Genomic DNA, 19882 nt, shown 5'->3' on the forward strand with positions numbered 1-19882 from the left:
AGACGTACAGCGTAACAAGGACTTACGCCGTCTCCAATCATAACCGGGATGCCAATCCCGACGCCAGATTTTGCTGGCGTGGAAGGAACATACGCCCGATTAACCCTAATAAAAAGCAGGTTCCTCAGGAGAAGTTAAATCCTGCGAGGCGGCTTCAGAAAATGATGTAAGGCGTTTCATCATCGCTCCCTCAGCGCCTCTTTCGCCCGGTTAAACGGCTTAATCATATAATCCAGCACCGTTTTCTCTCCGGTCTTAATATCCACCGTCGCAATCATCCCCGGCACAATCGAAAAATGCCTGCCCGCCTTGTTCACCAGATAATCCTGGCTGGTGCGAATGAATACGCGGTAATAGAATATCTCCGGCTTCGCTTCGTCCTGAATGGTGTCCGGCGAAATGGTTTCCACCACCCCGTGCAGCCCGCCGTAAATCGCATAATCGTAGGCGGTGATTTTCACCAGCGCCTCCTGATTAGGGTGGATAAAGGCGATGTCGCGCGGCGAGAGGCGGGTTTCAATCAGCAGGTGATCGTCCACCGGCACAATTTCCATCAGCTCGCCGTTGGGCGGTATAACGCCGCCGATGGTGGTCACCTTGATGTTTTTCACGATCCCGCGCACCGGCGATTTCACCGTCAGGCGGGTAACGGAATCCTCCCGACCTTTCAGGATCGCTGACACCATGTCCACCTCGGCGTTGGCCTTCGACAGCGCTTCACGGGCCTGCACGTAATACTGAGAACGCACGTCGGTGAGCTTCAGCTCCAGGTCGCTTTTCTGCCGTTGCAGGCGCAGCACCTCCACGTGGCTGGCGGCCCCGGTTTTTACCAGCCGCTGGGTGATCGCCAGCTCTTTATTGGCCAGCGCTAACGCGGAGCGGAGTTCACGCTGCGTATCCTCCAGCTGGGCGCGCCGTGAATTGTAGAGCCGCGTTTCGGCGGCGGTCAGGTCGGTCCATTTTGCCAGCGAAGGGGGGAATTTCAGCGGGAGGTCGTTGACCTCGGCGTACAGGCGCGCGCTGGAGGCCAGCGACGCGCGGTAGCGCGCCGCGCTTTCGCCAACGTTAGATTCCGAGCGGGTAGGATCCAGCCGCGCCAGCACCTGTCCGGCCTGCACCTGATCGCCTTCGTGCACGTTCAGCTCGGTGAGGATCCCCCCATCCAGCGACTGCAACACCTGCTCGCGCGAGCTGGGGATCACTTTTCCGGTGCCGGTTGAGACTTCGTCCAGCACCCCGAACCACGCCCAGATGCCGAGCACCACAAACATCACCAGGGAGAAGAAAACGATGCGCCGGGCGCCGGTATAACCGCTTTCGGAATCGAGCGCGTTATCCAGATCTTCTACTGCGGCGACGTCACGCTGACTGATTTTCATTTTTCCACTCCCGTCCGGTTGCCTGCTGCTGTTGCTGCATACGGCTGTTGTTCAGCGCCTGCGCTTTTGGCGCGTCCATCACCAGCATGCCGTCTTTAAGCACCACCACGCGCTCCACCAGCTCCAGTACCGGCACGCGGTGGGTAGCAACCACCAGCGTACGGTTGCCAAGCCACGCCCCGAGACGCTGAATAAATTCCCGCTCGGTGTGTTCATCCAGGGAGGCGGTGGGTTCGTCCATCAGCACGATATTCGGGTCGCGCAGCAGCATCCGCGCCAGCAGAATGGACTGCCGCTGCCCGCCGGACAGCCCGACGCCGTTCTCCATAATCGGGTAATCCAGCCCCTTCGGCAGCTTCTGCACAAAGCTGGCCGCGCCGCACATCTCCAGCACCTCGAAGATCTCTTCGTCGGTGGCGCGGGGCATGCCGAGCGTGATGTTTTCGCGCAGAGTGCCGTAAAACAGCCGCGCGTTCTGGGTCATAAAGCCGACGTTTCGCCGCACGTCCGCCACGTCCAGATGCGGCAGGCTGAGGTTGTCGAGCCGCAGCTCGCCGCCCGCCAGATCCATTCCACCCGCCATCGCCTGTAGCAGGGTTGATTTCCCCGCACCGTTGCGCCCGAGGATCGCCACTTTTTCGCCCGCTTTGATCTCCAGGCGGTTAATGCGCAGCGCCATGCGCGGATCTTCCGGGTGATAGCGGAACTGCGCCTGCTCGAAAAGATAGTGACCGCGCAGCACGTCCTGGCGGATCGGCGTCTCTTCGCGCTGGTTCTCGGTCGGCAACTGCATAATGCTGTCCAGCCCCTCTTTGGCCGCCTTAACCTGCTGCCAGCGGGCCAGCACGCCGCACAGCGTCGCCATCGGGGCGATCATCCGCGAGGCCAGCATCGAGGCGGCCACCACCGAACCGGTGGTTAAGGTGCCGTCGATCACCATCGGCGCGCCCACCACGATCACCCCGGCATAGACCAGGCTCTGGATGGTCATCCCCCAGCTGATCAGGTTCTGGGTCAGCTCGCGGGTGCGCAGACCGGATTCGGCGGTGATCTGGATATAGCTGTTCCACTGCTGCAAAAAGCGGTTCTCCGCCTGCATCAGCTTGATGTCCTCCAGCCCCTGCACGCTCTCCACCAGCACCGCGTTGCGCAGGGTGGATTCATGCGCCGACTGCTTCGCCAGCTCCGCCAGCTTCTTTTGCAGCAGCAGGCCGGGCAGAACCATGATCAGCGCCGCGACCGGGGCGATCCACGCCAGCTGCGGGGCGATGATCGCCAGCACGATCACGAACAGGATAAAGAACGGCAGATCGACGATGGTGGAAATGGTGGAGGAGGTGACCATCTCGCGGATCTGCTCCAGCTCGCGCAGCTGGGAGATAAAGCTCCCCGTCGATCGCGGAATGGCGCTGTGGCGCAGCCGCAGCGCGTGGCCAAACACGCGATCCGACACGCGCAGATCCGAGCGCTTGCCCAGCAGATCCATAATGTGCCCGCGCGCCACGCGCAACACAAAGCCAAACAGCGTGGCGATCAGTACCCCAATGGTCAGCACGTAGAGCGTCGGGTAGGACTGGGCGGGGATCACCCGGTCATACACCTGCATGGAAAACACAATGCCGGAAAGGGAGAGCACGTTGATAAAGAGCGCCGCCAGCATTACCCAGCTGTAAGGGCGCAGGTCGCGCATCACCAGCCGGTAGAGCCAGTCCGGGCGATATTTTGAGATATAGGCATCCACGCGGCTGTCCTTCAGCGCCGCCAGCGGACGCAGGGCAATAACGTGGCGGATGGCGGGCAGCATCGCGCTCATCGACAGGCGGTTGGTGTGCGTGCTGTCGTCGAAAAAGCTGACCTCCAGCGTATCCTCGCCGTCGAAATTGTCGATCACGCCGATTTTGCCGTCGTTCAGCTCCACCACCACCGGCAGACGCCAGCTGTTGATGGACTGCTGATCGGCCCCCAGCAGCTGGAAGGTCAGCCCGGCTTCACGGGCGAGCTGAGTCAGCGCGGGCACCATCGGTTTGCCTTTCAGCCACGGCGCGCCCGCGACGAGCGAGCCTGGCGAGCAGGCAACGCGATAGCGCGTCGCCACGTAGCCAAACGCCTGCGCCCACTGCTCCAGCGCCTCATCCGTCATGTTTTCACCCTGCGGGATATCGCGTTGCTTCATGGCTGGATCTCCACGGTCTGGATGGTGCGGTTTTCAAGATCGAACGCGTGACGCAGGCGTCCGGTTTGGTAGAGGCAGTTCAGCTGAAGCTGATGCAGCTGTCCGGCAGTTTGCTGCTGGGTAAAGCGCGCCTGATAAACCTCCTGCTCGGCGTTAAGCACGTCGAGTAGCGGGCGGGAACCGAGATCGAGATACTGCTGCTGATACAGCTCGCGGGTGCGGGCGCTGAGCGCTTCCTGACGGCCCTGGATCTGAAGCGTGCTCATCAGGCTCATCACCTGGCTGCGCGCCTCCAGCAGCTTTTGCCGCACCTCAAGACGGGTGCGCTGAATAGTGGACTGGGCGGATTCCACCGCGTGTCCGGCGGCGTTACGCCGGGCGGTGAGGCCGCCGCCCTGATAGAGCGGCATCTGCACCTTTACCCACGCGGAGTACTGGGTGCGGTCGCGGGTTTCGTTGCCGGAGTAACGGTCGTTAAGATAGTGGCGAACCTCCGGCTCCAGCGAGACGGTAGGGGTCATCTGCGCGTTGGCGTAGTCAAGGTTAGCCTGCGCGACGTTGGCCTGCGCCCAGGCGGCTAACACCGAGGGCACCAGACGATCGTCCGGCTCGGCGATATCGCAGCTGCGGGCCAGGCTCTGCGGAAACTCATTGCTGACCGCGTTCAGGCTGTCCCAGCCCAGCATGCTCATCAGCGTGGCGCGCGAGCTGTCGAGGCTGGCCTGATACTGCATCAGCTGCGCGCGCGCGCCTTCGATACGGGCGTCGGTCTGCACCACGTCAGAGAGCGACGTGGCGCCTTCGTCATTACGCAGCTTCGTCAGCGAGCCGATGGAGGTCAGGGCGTCCAGCTGTTCTTTAGCCGTCTCGACCATCTGCTGCCAGGTTTGCACCTGCACCATGGCGATGGCGGTATCGTGGGCGATGGTGTCGATGCTTACCAGCACGTTGGCCTGCTGCTGGGCGACGCCCGCGTTTTCAGCGCGCACCTGGCTGGCGACTTTGCCAAAGTCATAGAGCATCTGCGAAAGGGAAAGCACCAGCGAGGGGGTAAAGCCGTTATCGTCACCGTCGTGGGTATAGCCGTTATCCATGCCAGCGTTGATTTGTGGGTAATATTTTGATTTGGCGACGTCCACATTTTCGCTCTGCTGATAGAGCTTGCCGACGGCTTCACTGATGGCCGGATGCCAGGTCACGGCGCGGTTAACGGCTTCATCCAGCTGAAGCGTGCCGGGGGCGGCCTTGCCGGCAACGGGCGCCACGCGACCGTTTAACGAGGGGAGTTCCTGCGTTTCGCGTAATTGTCCGGTATTAATCATCGCCGCAGGGTTTGCCGCGATAGCGGGCACAGATATCAGGCAGCACGAGAGCCACCAGTAAGGCATCTTCTTTCCCATGTCTTGTCCCTAATAAAAGAGTACTGCTTTATTGTTTATGCCCGGGCGCTGCGCGCCCGGGTCATTTATTGCACGTGCTATCAGGTAATGATGTGCTGCTGGTTTACAAGCTCGTCGTAGGTGGTCTGAACGTTATCAAGCGTAACGAGCGTAGATTTAGTGTAGGCGGCTCCCGTGCCGTCACGGTCGATGGAGATCACAGTATTGCCACCGCTTTGTGAAACAGAGACATAGTTCCCAAGCGTCGACGCGCTACCGTTCCAGCCCACCAGCAGATCGCCAATGTCGATCTTGTCTCCCTGCGCCAGGGAGAAGTTCGTCCAGTGGTCACCGCCAGCGCTGGTGATGTTGCCCCCCGTTGCGTTACCCGCCGTATTGTTCAACACCTGATAAATCAGCGTGTCGCCGTAGGCCGTGCCGCTGATGAGATCGTTATGCTCCGAACTGACAAATTTCGGCGCCATGTTGATGGTCAGCGACGCAGTATCCTTACTACCGTTGGCATCGGTCAGGGTGTAGTTAAAGACCTCCTTGCTGGTAATGGTAGAGAACGATATCCCCGGGTTGAGCGTGTAGGTGTAGCTGCCGTCTGCGGCAATCGCCAGCGTGCCGTAGTGGCCCGTAATGTTCACCTGCGTGCTGCCGGTGTACGGATCCAGCGTGGTGGTCACGCCGTCGTAGCCGGTAATGCTGAGGCGGGTATCCACCGAGTGCAGCTGGTCCATTGCGCCCGCGGAGCCGGTGCCGTCGAAGATATTGCCGTCAACGGTGTGGGTGCCCGTGGCGTCGAACTGCGACAGCGAGTAGCTGGTGCCGGTAACGCTTGGGGTAACGGTGATATTCCCCACCCCCAGCGGCCCCATTTTGCCGGTATAGTTCAGCGTATAGGTTCCCGCCTCCAGATCGAGTCCCGTCAGGTTGATGGTCGCCCTGCCGCCCAGCAGCAGCCCGCCGTTGAACGAACCGGATCGGATGGTGGTGGTGCCGTTGGTCAGCGTCCAGTCCACCGTTAACCCGGTAAGCGTCAGCAGCGAGGCGACGTTAAACGACAGCACCACGTTATGCAGCGCGGTATTAGGATCCACCACGAAGGTACCGGTGCCGGTACCCTGGGTTGAGGTAAGCAGCGCAGCGTTCCAGCTCGCCGACCCGACGGTAGTATCCGAGTAGGCGGCGGTGCGGTGTACCGAGTTCACGTCCATCGCCGTGCTGACATCGTTTACCGCGTCCATTGGCCGCGCGGTTGGGGTGATGTTCAGCGATGCCGTGTCTTTCGAGCCGTTCGGCGCGGTGATGGTATAAACGAAGGTATCCGGCGTGCTGATGCTGTCAGCACCGACCCCACTCTTCAGGGTGTAGGTGTACTCCCCGGCCGCGTTGATCCGCAGCGTACCGTACTCGCCGGTAATCTCCGTCAGACCATTGCCGTTCACCGTCACGCCGTTAACGTCGGAGACCACGGTACCCGCCGGTGCGATATCGTCGGACAGCACATCTCCGGTGGTGGACTCGCTCACGCTTGCCACGCTGTAGACATGATCCTGCAAGACGTTCAGCGTGTAGGCCGTCAGCGCGGTGATCCCCGCCGCCGTATTCAGCAGGAACAGGTACTCGCCGGCGGGCAGGTTCAGCGTCAGCTGCGGCGAGGTGCCGCCCAGCAGCGGCGCGCGCAGCCAGCCCGGTTCAACGCGCATCTGCTCGAAGGTCTGCGTCGCATTGTTGAACTTATAGATGTAGAGGTCGAACACCGAGGCCAGCGCCACGCCGCCCACGGAGGCCTGAACGGTCATGGTGCGGGTGGTGCCTTCTTCCACGTTATAGATGATCGGGTTGGCCAGATCGTCCAGCAGGTTCAGCCCCAGTGTATTGCCAAGGTTAATGCCCACCAGGGTAAAGCCGCCCTGCGACGACGGACCGTTGTTAATGGCCTCAACGGTCGTGTCGAAGGTCAGCGAGGCGGTATCGTCCACGGCCACGATCCCGCTGCTGGTGGCGCCTTCGCCCAGCGACAGAACCAGATTTGCCGAGGCGCTGGTGCCGTTGTGGGTGATGGTGTAGGTAAAGCTCTCCGTGCGGCCAATGACCGAGGAGCTGGTGTTGGTCAGGTTATAGGTATAGCTGCCGTCCAGGTTGATGGTCAGCGTGCCGTACTGCCCCTGAATCACCGTGCCGTCAGCCGTGACGCTGGTGGTGGTGCCCTGGGCGTTGGTGACCGCGGTGACGGTGGTGCCCGCCGGGGCGTTGTCGCTGCCTGCGGTCGGGTCAACGTCGGTGATCACGTTACCCGCAAGGCTGGTGTCGCCGGACACGGTACCTGCGCTGGTCTCTTTCACCGCCACGTCGAGGCTGGTGTAGGAGCCGGTTGCCAGCAGGTTGGTGTTGTAGCTCAGGACGCGATACTGGCCATTCGCCAGGCCGGTCAGGATGAGCGACACCCCCGCCGCGCCGAGGGTCAACAGGTCAGCGAACTGCGGCTGTCCGGTATCCACAACGGTGGTCCAGGTATTGTTGACGGCGTCAAAGCGCTGCACTACCAGCTCAAGGGTGTTGAGCAGGGAGAGCACGGCACCCGTGGCGTTGGCGTTCACGGCAATATCCGCCGTGCCGCCGCTGCCGACGGTGAAACCTACCTGCGCGGTGTCGTTGCCGAGCAGCGTCAGCACGTTACCCACGGCGCCCACCAGCAGGAAACCGTAGTCGCTGTACTGCGAGTTGGTCACCGTGGCGGTGGTCGTCAGCGCCAGCTCTTCAGCGTTGGTGCTGGCCGACAGCGGCACCACCGGCGCAAGGGCTGAGCCAGGCAGCGAGACGTTGCCTGCCGCATCGGTAGCGGTGATTTGCAGCGTCTGGCCTTCCGTCTGTTTATTGAGGAAGGTGTAGCTCCAGCTGCCGTTGCTATCCGCCGTGGCGGTGACCGTTGAATTATCCGCCAGGCGGATGGTGACGGTGCTGCCCGCTTCGGCGCTGCCGGTCAGTACGCTGCCGTCTGCGTTGAAGGTCCCGGTTGGGGCCGTTGGCGCAGTGAGATCGACAATCACGGTCGTCGGCGTGGAAATCGGGCTGGTGCCCGAGCCGTTGCTCGCCGTGGCGGTGAAGGCATGCGGACCTTCACTCAGTACCGGCGTGGTGAAGCTCCAGTTGCCGCTGGCATTCGCGGTGACCGTGCCCATCAGCACCCCGTTGTTATACAGGGTGATGGTCGCGTTCGGCTGCGCCGTACCGCTCAGGGTTGGCGTGGTGTCATCGGTGGTTTTTCCGTTGGTCAGGTTGCCCGTCACCGTCCCGACGTTATCGTCGATGGTGGCGATAACCGGCGCGTTCGGGATCGCCGTGACTGGAGCTATCACTGAGGTGGTGATACCCGCGTTACCGGCCTTATCGGTAGCAAAGACGATCAGGGATTCCCCGGCGGTCTGCGCAGGGGTGATGGTGGCGCTAAAGTTCCCGCTACCGTCAGCGACGGCTGTACCAAGAACGGTTCCGGTGCTGCTGGTGATGGTGACGGTGCTTCCCGCTTCCGCCGTACCGGTCACCTGCGTACCGTTGGTGATCACCGCCAGGCCCGCCGGGGCAGGTGGCGGCGTCAGGTCAACGTTAATCGTGATAATCGGTGATGCCACGCTGGTATTGCCCGCGGCGTCGGTGGCGGTGGCGGTGAAGTTATGCGCGCCTTCCGTCAGCGTGGTGCTGGTTTGCGGCAGCGTCCAGTTGCCGTTGGCATCCGCGGTGACCGTACCCACCAGCGTCGTGCCGTCGTAAATACGTACGGTGGAATTGGCTTCCGCCGTGCCGCTTAACGTTGGACGCGTATCGTTGGTTGGGTTGGTACCGGTGACAGGGCCGGTGACGGTTCCCACATCATCCACAATCGAGGTGATGGCCGGCGCGACAGGGGCGGTGGCATCCACATTGATGGTGTAGCCGCCGGTCTGCGCGCTGGCGTTGCCCACGGCGTCGGTGGCGGAGAAGGTCAGATTGTGCGGCCCGTCAGCCAGCGGGGTAGACGGCGTAAAGCTCCACGCGCCGCCGGTGGCGACAGCGGTGCCAATCTGTACCCCATTATCAAAGATGGTGATCGTCGCGCCGGCTTCTGCCGTACCGGTGAGCGTTGGTCGGGCATCATTGGTTAACCCGCCGTTGGCGACAGGCGTCGCAGCGTTACCGACGTCATCGGTGATGCTGGTCAGCACCGGCAGCGCTGGCGGCGTGGTATCAATGGTCAGGCTGAAGTCGCCGGATGGCGCGCTGGTGTTGCCCGCCTGATCCGTGGCTTCTGCCGTAAAGGTATGCGGCCCGTTGTCCAGCGGCACGGTGATATCGATAGTCCAGTTGCCGTTGGCATCGGCAGTACCGGTGCCCACCAGCGTGTTGCCCTCATAGATATTCACGGTTGCCAGCGGCTCGCTGGTCCCCACCAGGCGCGGGAGAGGATCGTTGGTGGTCTGGCCGGAACCGATCGCCCCGGTGATGGTGCCAACATCGTCAATCGCCTGCGTGATAACGGGCGCGACAGGCACGGTCGTATCCACAACCAGCGTGAAGCCCGGTGAGGCAGGGCTGACGTTGCCCGCGGCGTCGGTTGCCGTGGCAGTCCAGGTGTGGCTGCCGTTTGCCAGCGTGCCGGGGGTGAAGCTCCATACGCCGTTGGCATCCGCCACGGCGGTGCCCACCTGCTGACCATTCTCATAAATGGTGATGGTCGCGTTGGCCGCCGCGGTGCCGTTCAGCGTTGGCGTGGTATCGTCTGTGCTTTGCCCCGAAGCGACCGGGCCCAGTACGGTGCCAACGTTATCGGTGGCTGGCGTAAAGACCGGTGCAACGGGTACCGACGTATCCACCGTCAGGTTGAACGGCGGCGAGGTGTCGCCGGTATTGCCTGCGGCGTCGGTGGCGTTGAAGGTAATGGTGTGTTGCCCTTCACTCAGCGCGGTGGTCGGCGTGAAGCTCCAGGTACCCTGGGCGTTGACGACCGCCGTGCCAATTTCCACGTCATCAACAATAACGTGTACCGTTGCGCCCACTTCCCCCGTACCGTTGAAGGTTGGACGGGTGTCGTTGGTGGCCCCGTTGCTGGCGAGGGTTCCCGTTCCCGGGCCCACGTCGTCTATCACCGTCGTGACGACCGGTGCCGCAGGGCCAGCGGTATCCACCGTAAAGGCGAACACTGGCGAGTTGGCGGAGACGTTTCCGACGTCATCGCTGGCGTTAACGCGCAGATTATACGTCCCGTCCGTCAGGACCGGATCCGGCGTAAAGGTCCAGTTGCCGCTGCTGTCGACCGTGGTGGTACCAATCTCCACGCCGTTATTCAGCACGTGAATGGTGGTGCCCGCCTGGCCGGTGCCGCTAAGGGTTGGCGTGGTGTCATTGGTGACCTGCCCGGCGGTAAGCGGGCCGGTTACGCCACCCGGGGCGTTGTCGCTGACCGAATCGATCGTCGGCACCTGTGGCGCCGTCAGATCGATATTGACGCTCCAGACGCCGGACGGCTGGCTAACGTTGCCCTGCGGATCCGTCGCTCTGACGGTAAAGTCATGCGTCCCTTCGCCGAGGGCGGTTTCCGGGGTAAAGGTCCAGGCGCCGGTACCGTCTGCTGCTACGGTACCAATCTGCGTGGTGCCATCAAATATGGCGACGACGCTGTTCGGCTCTGCGGTGCCGGTCAGGGTTGGCGTGGTGTCGTTGGTCGGATCGCCGCTTGGTACAGGCGTTGCGGCATTGCCCGCGTTATCCGTCACGCTGGTTATCACCGGCGTGGTGGAGACGGTATCGACAACGATGGTGATCCCTGCCGATGGGGTGCTTTCATTCCCTGCCGGGTCGGTGGCGGTGACGGTCAGGGTGTGACTGCCGTCATCCAGCGCAGGCGGCGTATAGCTCCAGGTGCCGGTTGGCCCGACGAGAACGGTGCCCAGCGGGTCGCCGTTATTGTAAATCGTAATGGTGTCCCCAGCCGCGCCTGTCCCGGTGAGGGTAGGACGGTTGTCGTTGGTGCTCTGCCCGTCGGCGATAGGGCCAGTAACCGGACCCACATAATCGGTCACCGCACCGATGGCTGGCGCTGTCGGGGCGGTGAGGTCGACGGTGACGGTCGCGATCGGCGACTGCCCGCTGGTCTCGCCGGTGGTGGTATTCGTGGCAGTCACGGCAAAGGTATGTGGCCCTTCCGTCAGCGGCAGGAGCGGCGTGTAGCTCCAGTTGCCGTTGGTATCCGCAACGACAGTGGTCACCGGAAGCAGCGATCCATCCTGATAAATGGCGATCACGCTGCCCGGATCGGCGGTGCCGGTAAGGGTAGGCGTGGTGTCATTGGTGGTTTTATCTTTCACGTCGCCCGTGACGGGATCGACGTCATCGTTGATTGCCGTAATCACCGGTACCGCAGGCAGATCGAGCGTGGACTCCGGCACGTCAAAGGTGGTTGACGGGCTGGCGTTTCCTGCTGCGTCCGTGGCGATCAGCGTCAGCGTGGTGGCATCCAGCTGGGCCGGGGAGAGGGCGATGGAGAAGGAGCCTCCCGTCGCAACGCCGGTTCCGATGATATTGCCGTTGGCGTCACGTACCGTCACGGTGGTGCCATCTTCCGCCGTACCGGTCAGCGGCGTACCCTGCTCGGCGATGTCGATATTCGTTGGCGTTGCAGGCGGCAGCGTATCCACCGTCACGCTGAGATCGCCGGAGCTGACGGAGGTATTCCCCGCGGCATCACTCGCGGCGACCGAGAAGGTGTGCGGCCCTTCCGCGAGCGCAGGGTCGGCGGTCCAGGTCCATGTCCCGTTCGGCTGAACCACCACCACGACCGGAGAGGCGACGCCGTCAACGGTGACCGTTACGTTCGAACCCGGCTCGCCGATCCCGGTAAGGGTTGGGGTGCCGTCACGGGTGTAAAGCACGCTGTTCGCCAGCTGGCTGTCAGAGACGGCGTCAATTTGCGGTACGGTTGGCGTCTGGGTATCGACCGTCACGCTAAAGACCGGGCTGACCGGGCTAAGGTTACCCGCATCATCCACCGCTGCAACGGTGATGTTCAGCGGGCCATCGGTTTGCGTCGGCAGGGTATAGGACCATTGACCGTTAACGACATCAACGCGATCCACTTCCACGCCGTTGTTGTAGATGATCACCGTTTCGCCGGTGGTGCCGGTGCCGCTCAGGGTTGGCGTAGTGTCGTTAGTAGACCCGCCGTTCTGCGCGCCAGCGATGTCGCTGATGACCGGGGTAATCGGGTCAAGGGTATCTACCGTTATCGTGATACCGGCTGATGGCAAAGATTCATTGCCGGATTCATCGGTGGCGGTCGCCGTGTATTCGTGCGTTCCTTCGCCGATGTTGCTCTCCGGACGCCAGGTCCAGTTGCCGTTACCGTCTACCGTAACGCTGCCTACGGCCTGCGGCGCGCCTGTACCCACCTGGTCATAGATGGTAATGACGTCGTTTGGCGTACCGGTGCCGCTCAGTACCGGACGCGGATCGTTGGTGGATCCGCCATCGGCCACCGGACCGGTGATCTGGCTCACGCTGTCCGTCACCACCGGAACACCCGGCGCGGCAGGGGCGTCGCTGTCAATGGTAATAGTCACCGGCGTGGACGGCGCGCTTTCGTTCCCGGCGCTGTCCTGGTTGGTCACCGTCAGGGAGAGATCGTAGGTGCCGTCAGGCAGCGGGGTAGTTGGTGTCCAGGTCCAGTTGCCGTCGCCGTCGATCTCGGCTTCACCAATTTTGGTGGCGCCATCGTAAATGTTCACGGTATCCCCCGGCGTGCCCGAGCCGCTCAGGGTTGGCGTGGTATCGCGGGTGGTCTCCCCCGGATTCAGGGCAGTACCCGGCGTACCGCCATCCGGGTTGACGGTGATGTCAGGAATATCCGGCGTTGCAGGCGCGGTCGTGTCGATCGCCAGCTCAAACGGTGGCGAGATGGTGGTGTTACCCGCCTCATCCGTGGCGTGGACCGTCAGCGAATGTGGACCCTCCGTCAGCGGCGTGGTTGGCGTAAAGCTCCAGCCGCCGCTGCCGTCGAGCACGGCCGTGCCGAGCAGGGTGGTGCCGTCATAGATAGTGATGGTGGTACCTGCCGGTGCGGTACCCTGCAACTGCGGCAGCGTATCGTCGGTAGTATCCCCGCTGTTAAGCGGAACCTGTACTGGACCAATATTATCGGAGACGGTGTCAATGGTGGCCGCCAGTGGCGGAGTCGTATCGACGGTAAAGGTAAAGCCGCCAGAAGGCGCGCTGGTATTACCTGCCGCATCGCTCGCAACGACGGTGAAGGTATGCTGGCCGTTCACTAATGGCGTGGCAGGCGTAAAGGTCCACGCGCCGGCGCTGTTAACGAGGGCAGTACCAATATCCTGCCCATTCAGACGGATCGTTACGGTGGTTCCCGGCTCGCCGGTACCGTTCACGGTAGGGAGCGTGTCGTTAGTGATGCCATCGCTGTCCAGCGCCCCCGTAGTGCCCGGTACGTCATCAACGACCTGCGTAATGGCCGGGGCGCCCGGAACGGCGGTATCCACCGTGATGCTCCAGGTGTTCGATGTCCCGCTGAGGTTGTTGTCGGCATCAATCGCGGTCGCCGTCAGCACGTGCCCGCCGTCCGGCAGCGCGGTAGCCAGCGTGATGGACCACTGGCCGTCAGGCCCAACCGTACCGGTGCCAATGACGGTAGTACCGCTGTAAAGGGTGATGGTGGTGCCTGGCTCGCCCGTTCCGTTGATGGTTGGCGTGCTGTCGTTGGTGAGACCGTTCTGGCTGACGGGACCGGTATCGCCTGGCGCATCGTCCACCACGCCGGTGATGACCGGGGTTTGCGCTGCGGTGATGTCCGGCGCGTCAAACGGCGCGGTCGGGCCGGTGTTGCCGGCGGTATCGGTGGCATCGGCGGTCAGGGCTTCGCCGTTGGCTTTCGGCGGGATCAGATCAACGCTGAAATTACCCTGATCGTCGGCAATCGCTTCCCCGACCTTCACGCCATTTTCACGAATGGTCACGGTGCTGCCCGGCTCGGCTGTACCAGTCACCGTGGTGCCGTCGGCAGAGATAACCACATTTTCCGGCGCCTGCGGCGGCGTGCTGTCTGGCGCGTCGGCAAAGCCGGACGGACTGGTGTTGCCGCTGCCGTCGGTAGCCGTCACTTCAAGGGCCTCGCCGTTGGTCTGGGCTGGCGAAATCGGGATCGTGAAGGAGCCATCCGGGCCGGCGGTGGCCTGGCCGATGGTCGTACCGTCTGGCGCTTTAATGATAATCGTGCTGTTTGGCTCGGCGGTTCCGCTGACGCTTGCCCCGTCTTCTGCCACCACAAGGTTACCCGGTGCGGCAGGCGGGGTGATATCCGCGGCGTTAACCAGCGCCGGTGAACTCTGGTTGCCTGCGGCATCGGAGGCGACCACGGAGATGATCTCGCCGTTCACTTGTGCAGGGTTCAGGTTGGCGACGTAGTTGCCGTTGCTGTCGGCAGTGGCGGTCCCGATTTGCACCCCGGCGTTGTTGGTGATGACAATTTTACTGCCCGGCTCGGCGGTACCGGTGATTTGCGTGCCTGCGGAGTTGAGCGTCGCAACCGGCATGTCTGGCGGCGTAAGATCGACGGTGAAGTTGATCGGCTCAGACAGGCCGCTCTGGTTGCCTGCCGCATCGGTTTCGCGCAGGGTAATTGAGTGTGCACCCTCTGCCAGCGGCGTTGTCGGCGTGATGCTCCAGGTACCGTTCGGCAGAACGGTGGTGCTGCCAATCGCAACGCCGTTATCGTAAACCGTAATCGTGCTGCCCGGCTCTCCGCGGCCCGTCAGACGCGGCTGTGACTCGTCGGTAACCTGTCCGGCAGTAATCGCGCCTTTCAGTCCTCCGGTATCGTCATTAACGATAAACCCTGTTGGCGCCGGCGGGGTGGTGACATCCACCGTTACGGTAAAGGCCGGCGAGGCCGGACCGGTGTTACCGGCGACGTCGGTGGCGCGTACTGTAAGCTGGTGGCTGCCTTCGCTCAGGTTTACCGACGGCGTAAAGCTCCAGCTTCCGTTGCTGCCCACAACCGCAGTGCCAATGGCAATGCCGTTGTCATAGATGGTGACCGTAGAGCCCGCTTCCGCCGTGCCGGTGAGCTGCGGGCGCGGATCGTTCGTGGTGCTTCCGCTTCCGAGCGTGCCGGTATTGGGCGCAACGTCATCGGTTATGCTGACGATCGCCGGGGCACCCGGCGCGACCGTATCCACCACGAAAGTCACCGCCGTGGACGCCGGGCTGGTATTGCCTGCGGCATCGGTCGCGGTGGTGGTAATAGCGTGGTTTCCTTCAGACAGGTTGGTCGACGGGGTAAAGCTCCATTTACCGCTGGCATCGGCCGTGGCGGTACCGATCGGCTTGCCGTTGTCATAGAAGGTAATGACGGTGCCAGCTTCGCTGATGCCGCTGAACGTCGGGCGTGCATCGTCCGTGCGCTGTCCGTTGCTCAGCGGGCCCGCGTCGGTGCCCACGTTATCACTGACGGTGACAATCTGCGGCGCATCCGGCGCGGTGAGATCCGGTGCCGTGACCTGACCGCCCTGGCTGGTATTGCCGGACGGATCGGTGGCGGTGGCGGTGATCTGCTCCCCGTTGGTGAGCGGCGTACCCAGATCGATAGTAAATTTACCGTCGCTGCCCGCCTTGCCCGTGCCGATGGTGTTGCCGTCGGCATCTTTCAGGGTCACGGTGCTGCCCGGCTCAGCCGTACCGGTCACGGTTTTGCCGTCAGGTGAAACCTCCAGATTAGCAGGCGCATCCGGCGCGGTGAGATCCGGCGCCGTGACCTGGCCGCCCTGGCTGGTGTTGCCGGACGGATCGGTGGCGGTGGCGGTGATCTGCTCCCCGTTGGTGAGCGGCGTACCCAGATCGATAGTAAATTTACCGTCGCTGCCGACCTTGCCCGTTCCAATGGTGTTGCCATTGGCATCTTTCAGGGTAATCGTGCTGCCCGGTTCAGCCGTACCGGTTACGGTTTTGCCGTCAGGTGAGACCTGAAGATTGGTGGGGGCATTCGGAGGCGTAGTATCAGGTTCGGAAGGATTTCCCGGATTGCCAGGATTCGGGTTGTTGTTATCGTCATCTCCGCCCCCTCCACCGCCGGTTCCCGCCGCGATGGCAATCCCCCCTGCGACGGCCAGGCCACCCAGCACCCAGGGCCACGCTGCGGCGCCGCCGGCATCGCTCCCTGACGCCGCCAGTAATGCATCGGTGGAGGCGATGGATTCATAGGTCGCAGCACCGGTTGGATCTTCAATCCACCACAGTGCGCCGTCACTCTCCTCAAGCACCAGCTGGCTTACGCCCTGCGCATCAGTGACGTAGAAATTCTTGAGGGTAATCACTTCTCCCGAGTTGAGGGTGATCACCAGATCGTTTCCGCTGCGGGAGTAACCTGCGATGTCGGCTCGATCCACGTTAAGCTTAACGACAGATGAGTGATCGAGTGTTATCTGTGTCCCTTCCGTGGTCGTTTCCACGCCAGTTAATTTAGATATAACAGATATTTGGCTCATACAGTTATTACTCCAGCAGAGTTATTGGTTACGGCGTGTCAAACAAGGCCATCGTTTCTGAAGGGATGAGCGCGCTCCCGGCGAAAATACTGTTTAAAAAACAGAATTTACCGTCACTTTCTTTAGCGCGACCGATGCCCGCCAGGATTAAAAGTGGCAACCTCAGGGCAAAGCTAATTATTTAGTCAGGAAACTGTTGTTTATTTATATATTTGCGATTTATAAGCCTTATTATTTGTGCAGGTATTGATTTATTTCGTTATGAAAATGATATAGCTATAAATGTCTGAATATGCAAATTAAGCGTTCGTAAACCCAGCGCGGTTATTGCAGGGGGAATTAATTGATAGCATGAATATATTTCGTTCGCTACAAGGGCGCGTGGCGAAAGGGTTTTGGCGTAAAAGGTGCAACCCTTAAAACGTGACTGGCAGGGCGATAATAATAATTAAAATGTGCGATATATATATAATTTTGGTTAGGTTTAATTGTTGCTTAATTGCGGTTTAAGTTAGGGTGAATTATCTGGTGTATGATATATTTAAAATTATCTCATTTATAAAATATATTTTTATGGGGCCTTTAATTTCTGCTACTCAAAAAATAAAGTGATTTCTTCTCATGTTTAATAAATAAAAGGCCACAAATGTGGCCTTTCAGAAGTAACCGGTTTAGCCGAAAGAAATTAGGCCGATTTCCACGAGGGCGGCTAATGTCAAAAGAATAAAGAGGATAACGACCATTGGTCTGTGCATTTTTACGGTTCCATCCTTGTGTAAAGTCCTGCCCATCGTGTCCTTTGTCATTTTCCATGGTAACGCTGTGCTGTCGTTGATGCTCATCAAAAGGACGCGGTAGATTGAGTAAAATCTGCATCCAGGGCTGGAACCGTTTATCGCTGAGCAGGTTGCGTGGCGGGGAGCTGGCGCCACTGGCGGATGTGCTCGATCAGGGCTCTGAGTTTGGGGGCCATATTGTGGCGTTGGGGAAAATAGAGATAGAAGCCAGGAAAAGACGGAAGAAACGAATCCAGTAAGGAAACCAGCTGTCCTGATTCAATGTAAGGCGCGAAGGTATCCTCCGTGGCAAAGGTAATTCCACCACCCGCCAGCGCCAGACTGAGCATAAGACGCAGATCGTTAGTAGTGATTTGTGGATCAATGGCCACATCGAAAGGGACGCCTGCTTCCTCAAATTCCCAGCGATAGGGGGCAACGTCCGGGGAAGGGCGCCAGCCGATACACCGATGAGCGACCAGCTCTCGGGGATGCGCCGGTGCGCTGTGCGTCGCCAGATAAGAAGGTGAAGCCACCACCCGTTCACGCTGCTGGCCCGTAAGGGGAACGGCGATCATGTCTTTTTCGATAACTTCGCCCAGCCTCACCCCTGCGTCATAGCCCGCCGCCACGATATCGAACTCCTCATCTGACACGAAGACATCAAGCGATACCGCAGGATGCGCTGCCGCAAACGAGGCGAGCAGGGGGCCAGAAAGAAACGCTTCCGCAATTGAGGTGACCGCGATCCTGAGCTGTCCGCGCGGTGTGCTGTCTGACGTGACATCCTCAAAGGCCGCTTCAATATTGGCGATGGGCCCCTGCAACGATTTATGCAACCGTTCACCCGCTTCGGTAAGGCTTACCGAGCGCGTGGTGCGCATCACCAGCAGGGTCTGAAACCCATCTTCGAGACGTCTTATCCCTTGGCTGACAGCGGAACGGGTGATGCCCAGCCGCCCGGCGGCCGCGCTGAAGCTGCGCTCCTCGGCGACCGCCAGAAAAAGCGGTAACAAATTAAGATCAATTTTCATTGTTTAACATCGCTAACCAGTGAGTCCAGTAAAGGCAGGATACAAGAAACAATGTTGAGACTCTATGATTGCTTTGAACTCAACTGAAGGAGTAAAACATGAACAAAGTGATCTTAATTACCGGTGCCTCCAGCGGTATTGGAGAAGGTATTGCCAGAGAGCTGGGTAAGGCAGGCGCAAAAGTATTCCTCGGGGCACGCAGGCTGGATCGCATCCACGCCCTGGCTGAAGAAATCCGCAGCGCAGGAGGGGAGGCAGAGGCTCGGGAATTAGACGTAACCCGCCGCCAGTCGATGGCTGCCTTCGTTCAGGCTGCACGGGAAAAGTGGGGCCGCATTGACGTACTGATTAACAACGCGGGCATTATGCCCCTCTCTCCGCTTTCCGCAGGCAAGCAGGATGAGTGGGAACGCACCATTGACGTGAATATCAAGGGCGTACTGTGGGGAATTGGCGCGGTTCTGCCGATTATGGAAGCCCAGAACTCGGGGCAGATCATTAATATTGGCTCGATCGGTGCCTTGTCCGTTGTGCCCACGGCCGCCGTTTATTGTGCGACCAAATTTGCGGTCCGGGCCATTTCCGATGGTTTGCGTCAGGAAAGTTCGAACATCCGCGTGACCTGCGTCAACCCCGGAGTGGTGGAAAGCGAACTGGCCTCGACCATTACGCACGAAGAAACCATGGCGGTGATGGATGCGTACCGGGCTATTGCCCTCAAACCGGCTGATATCGCCCGCGCCGTGCGCCACGTCATCGAGGCGCCTGAGAGTGTCGATACCACCGAAATCACCATCAGACCTACGGCATCCGCAAACTAACGTAGCGGGTCAGGCATCAGCCTGACCCGCTTCACCCTCTTACCACGGCTGTTCGGTCGGCATAATAAACAGCTCTGCCACGTCCACATGTTCCGGTGCCTGCAACACGTAAAGAATCGAGTCGGCGATATCATCGGCTTTCAGGAACGTCATCTTCTCCTTCAGCTGTTCCATCTGTGCACGATAATTTTCGTCACTGATATGCTCGAATAATTCACTTTCAACGGCACCCGGCTGAAGCGAGGTGACGCGAATGTTGAACTGCGGCGCCAGCTCCATACGCAAAATATCCGAGAAGGCGGCAACGGCGTGCTTCGTCGCGCAGTACACGCCAAGCCCGGGGAAGGTTTTACGCCCGGCGATCGACGAGGTATTGATGATATGCCCGGACCGCTGCGACTGCATAATCGGCAGCACGGCCGCCACGGTGTTAAACAGGCCTTTTACGTTGACGTCTACCATACGGTGCCATTCGTCAACCCGGAGGCTGGCGATATCCGAAATCGGCATCAGCCCGGCGTTATTGAAGGCGATATCAATATGCCCATAGCGTTTGTGCAGTGCCGCCACCCCTTCATTCACCGAGGCCGGGTCAGTGACATCCATCGCCAGCGCTATGGCTTCACCGCCAGCAGCCTCAATGTCAGACACCAGCGCCTGAAGGCGATCCAGACGGCGGGCGGCGAGACCCACCCTGACGCCCTGTTGCGCTAATTTTTTTGCCGTGGCGGCGCCAATTCCGCTTGAAGCACCGGTGATGAGCGCGACTTTACCTTTGAGTTCCAT

The 19882-nt window shown here is 60.6% G+C and carries 7 protein-coding genes; 1 reads left to right on the plus strand and 6 read right to left on the minus strand.

What is annotated here, in order from left to right:
- Window positions 1-179: 179 nt before the first annotated feature.
- From INF58_RS11980 to INF58_RS12000, 5 genes are all read right to left on the minus strand, one after another.
- Entirely contained in the window at window positions 180-1379 is a 1200-nt protein-coding gene (locus tag INF58_RS11980; protein ID WP_227415078.1) for an HlyD family efflux transporter periplasmic adaptor subunit, read from the minus strand.
- Entirely contained in the window at window positions 1360-3552 is a 2193-nt protein-coding gene (locus INF58_RS11985) for a type I secretion system permease/ATPase (protein ID WP_193527744.1), read from the minus strand. Before INF58_RS11985 ends, INF58_RS11980 begins: the two co-directional genes overlap by 20 nt.
- Entirely contained in the window at window positions 3549-4952 is a 1404-nt protein-coding gene (locus INF58_RS11990) for a TolC family outer membrane protein (RefSeq protein ID WP_063865314.1), read from the minus strand. Before INF58_RS11990 ends, INF58_RS11985 begins: the two co-directional genes overlap by 4 nt.
- Window positions 4953-5032: 80 nt before the next feature.
- Window positions 5033-16465: a BapA/Bap/LapF family large adhesin gene (locus INF58_RS11995; protein ID WP_193527745.1), complete on the minus strand. Its 11433-nt coding sequence runs from the start codon at window positions 16463-16465 to the stop codon at window positions 5033-5035.
- Between the two features lie 892 nt (window positions 16466-17357).
- Window positions 17358-18275, minus strand: coding sequence for a LysR family transcriptional regulator (locus INF58_RS12000; RefSeq protein ID WP_193527746.1), 918 nt, complete (start codon window positions 18273-18275; stop codon window positions 17358-17360).
- Between the two features lie 98 nt (window positions 18276-18373).
- Between INF58_RS12000 and INF58_RS12005 the strand changes: the two genes are divergently transcribed.
- Window positions 18374-19096: an SDR family oxidoreductase gene (locus INF58_RS12005; RefSeq protein WP_193527747.1), complete on the plus strand. Its 723-nt coding sequence runs from the start codon at window positions 18374-18376 to the stop codon at window positions 19094-19096.
- 39 nt (window positions 19097-19135) lie between these two features.
- On the opposite strand, the gene INF58_RS12010 is transcribed toward INF58_RS12005, so the two are convergent.
- Complete coding sequence (locus tag INF58_RS12010; protein ID WP_063865311.1) at window positions 19136-19882, minus strand: SDR family oxidoreductase; 747 nt, start codon at window positions 19880-19882, stop codon at window positions 19136-19138.

This window comes from Enterobacter cloacae complex sp. P24RS, from assembly GCF_014982165.1.
GTDB classification, from domain to species: domain Bacteria; phylum Pseudomonadota; class Gammaproteobacteria; order Enterobacterales; family Enterobacteriaceae; genus Enterobacter; species Enterobacter quasihormaechei.

Excerpts from the sequence above, each read along its gene's own strand:
- INF58_RS12010 (WP_063865311.1), bottom strand. The coding sequence starts at position 19,882 with ATGGAACTCAAAGGTAAAGTCGCGCTCATCACCGGTGCTTCAAGCGGA.
- INF58_RS11995 (WP_193527745.1), bottom strand. The coding sequence starts at position 16,465 with ATGAGCCAAATATCTGTTATATCTAAATTAACTGGCGTGGAAACGACC.
- INF58_RS12000 (WP_193527746.1), bottom strand. The coding sequence starts at position 18,275 with ATGAAAATTGATCTTAATTTGTTACCGCTTTTTCTGGCGGTCGCCGAG.
- INF58_RS11980 (WP_227415078.1), bottom strand. The coding sequence starts at position 1,379 with ATGAAAATCAGTCAGCGTGACGTCGCCGCAGTAGAAGATCTGGATAAC.
- INF58_RS11985 (WP_193527744.1), bottom strand. The coding sequence starts at position 3,552 with ATGAAGCAACGCGATATCCCGCAGGGTGAAAACATGACGGATGAGGCG.
- INF58_RS11990 (WP_063865314.1), bottom strand. The coding sequence starts at position 4,952 with ATGGGAAAGAAGATGCCTTACTGGTGGCTCTCGTGCTGCCTGATATCT.
- INF58_RS12005 (WP_193527747.1), top strand. The coding sequence starts at position 18,374 with ATGAACAAAGTGATCTTAATTACCGGTGCCTCCAGCGGTATTGGAGAA.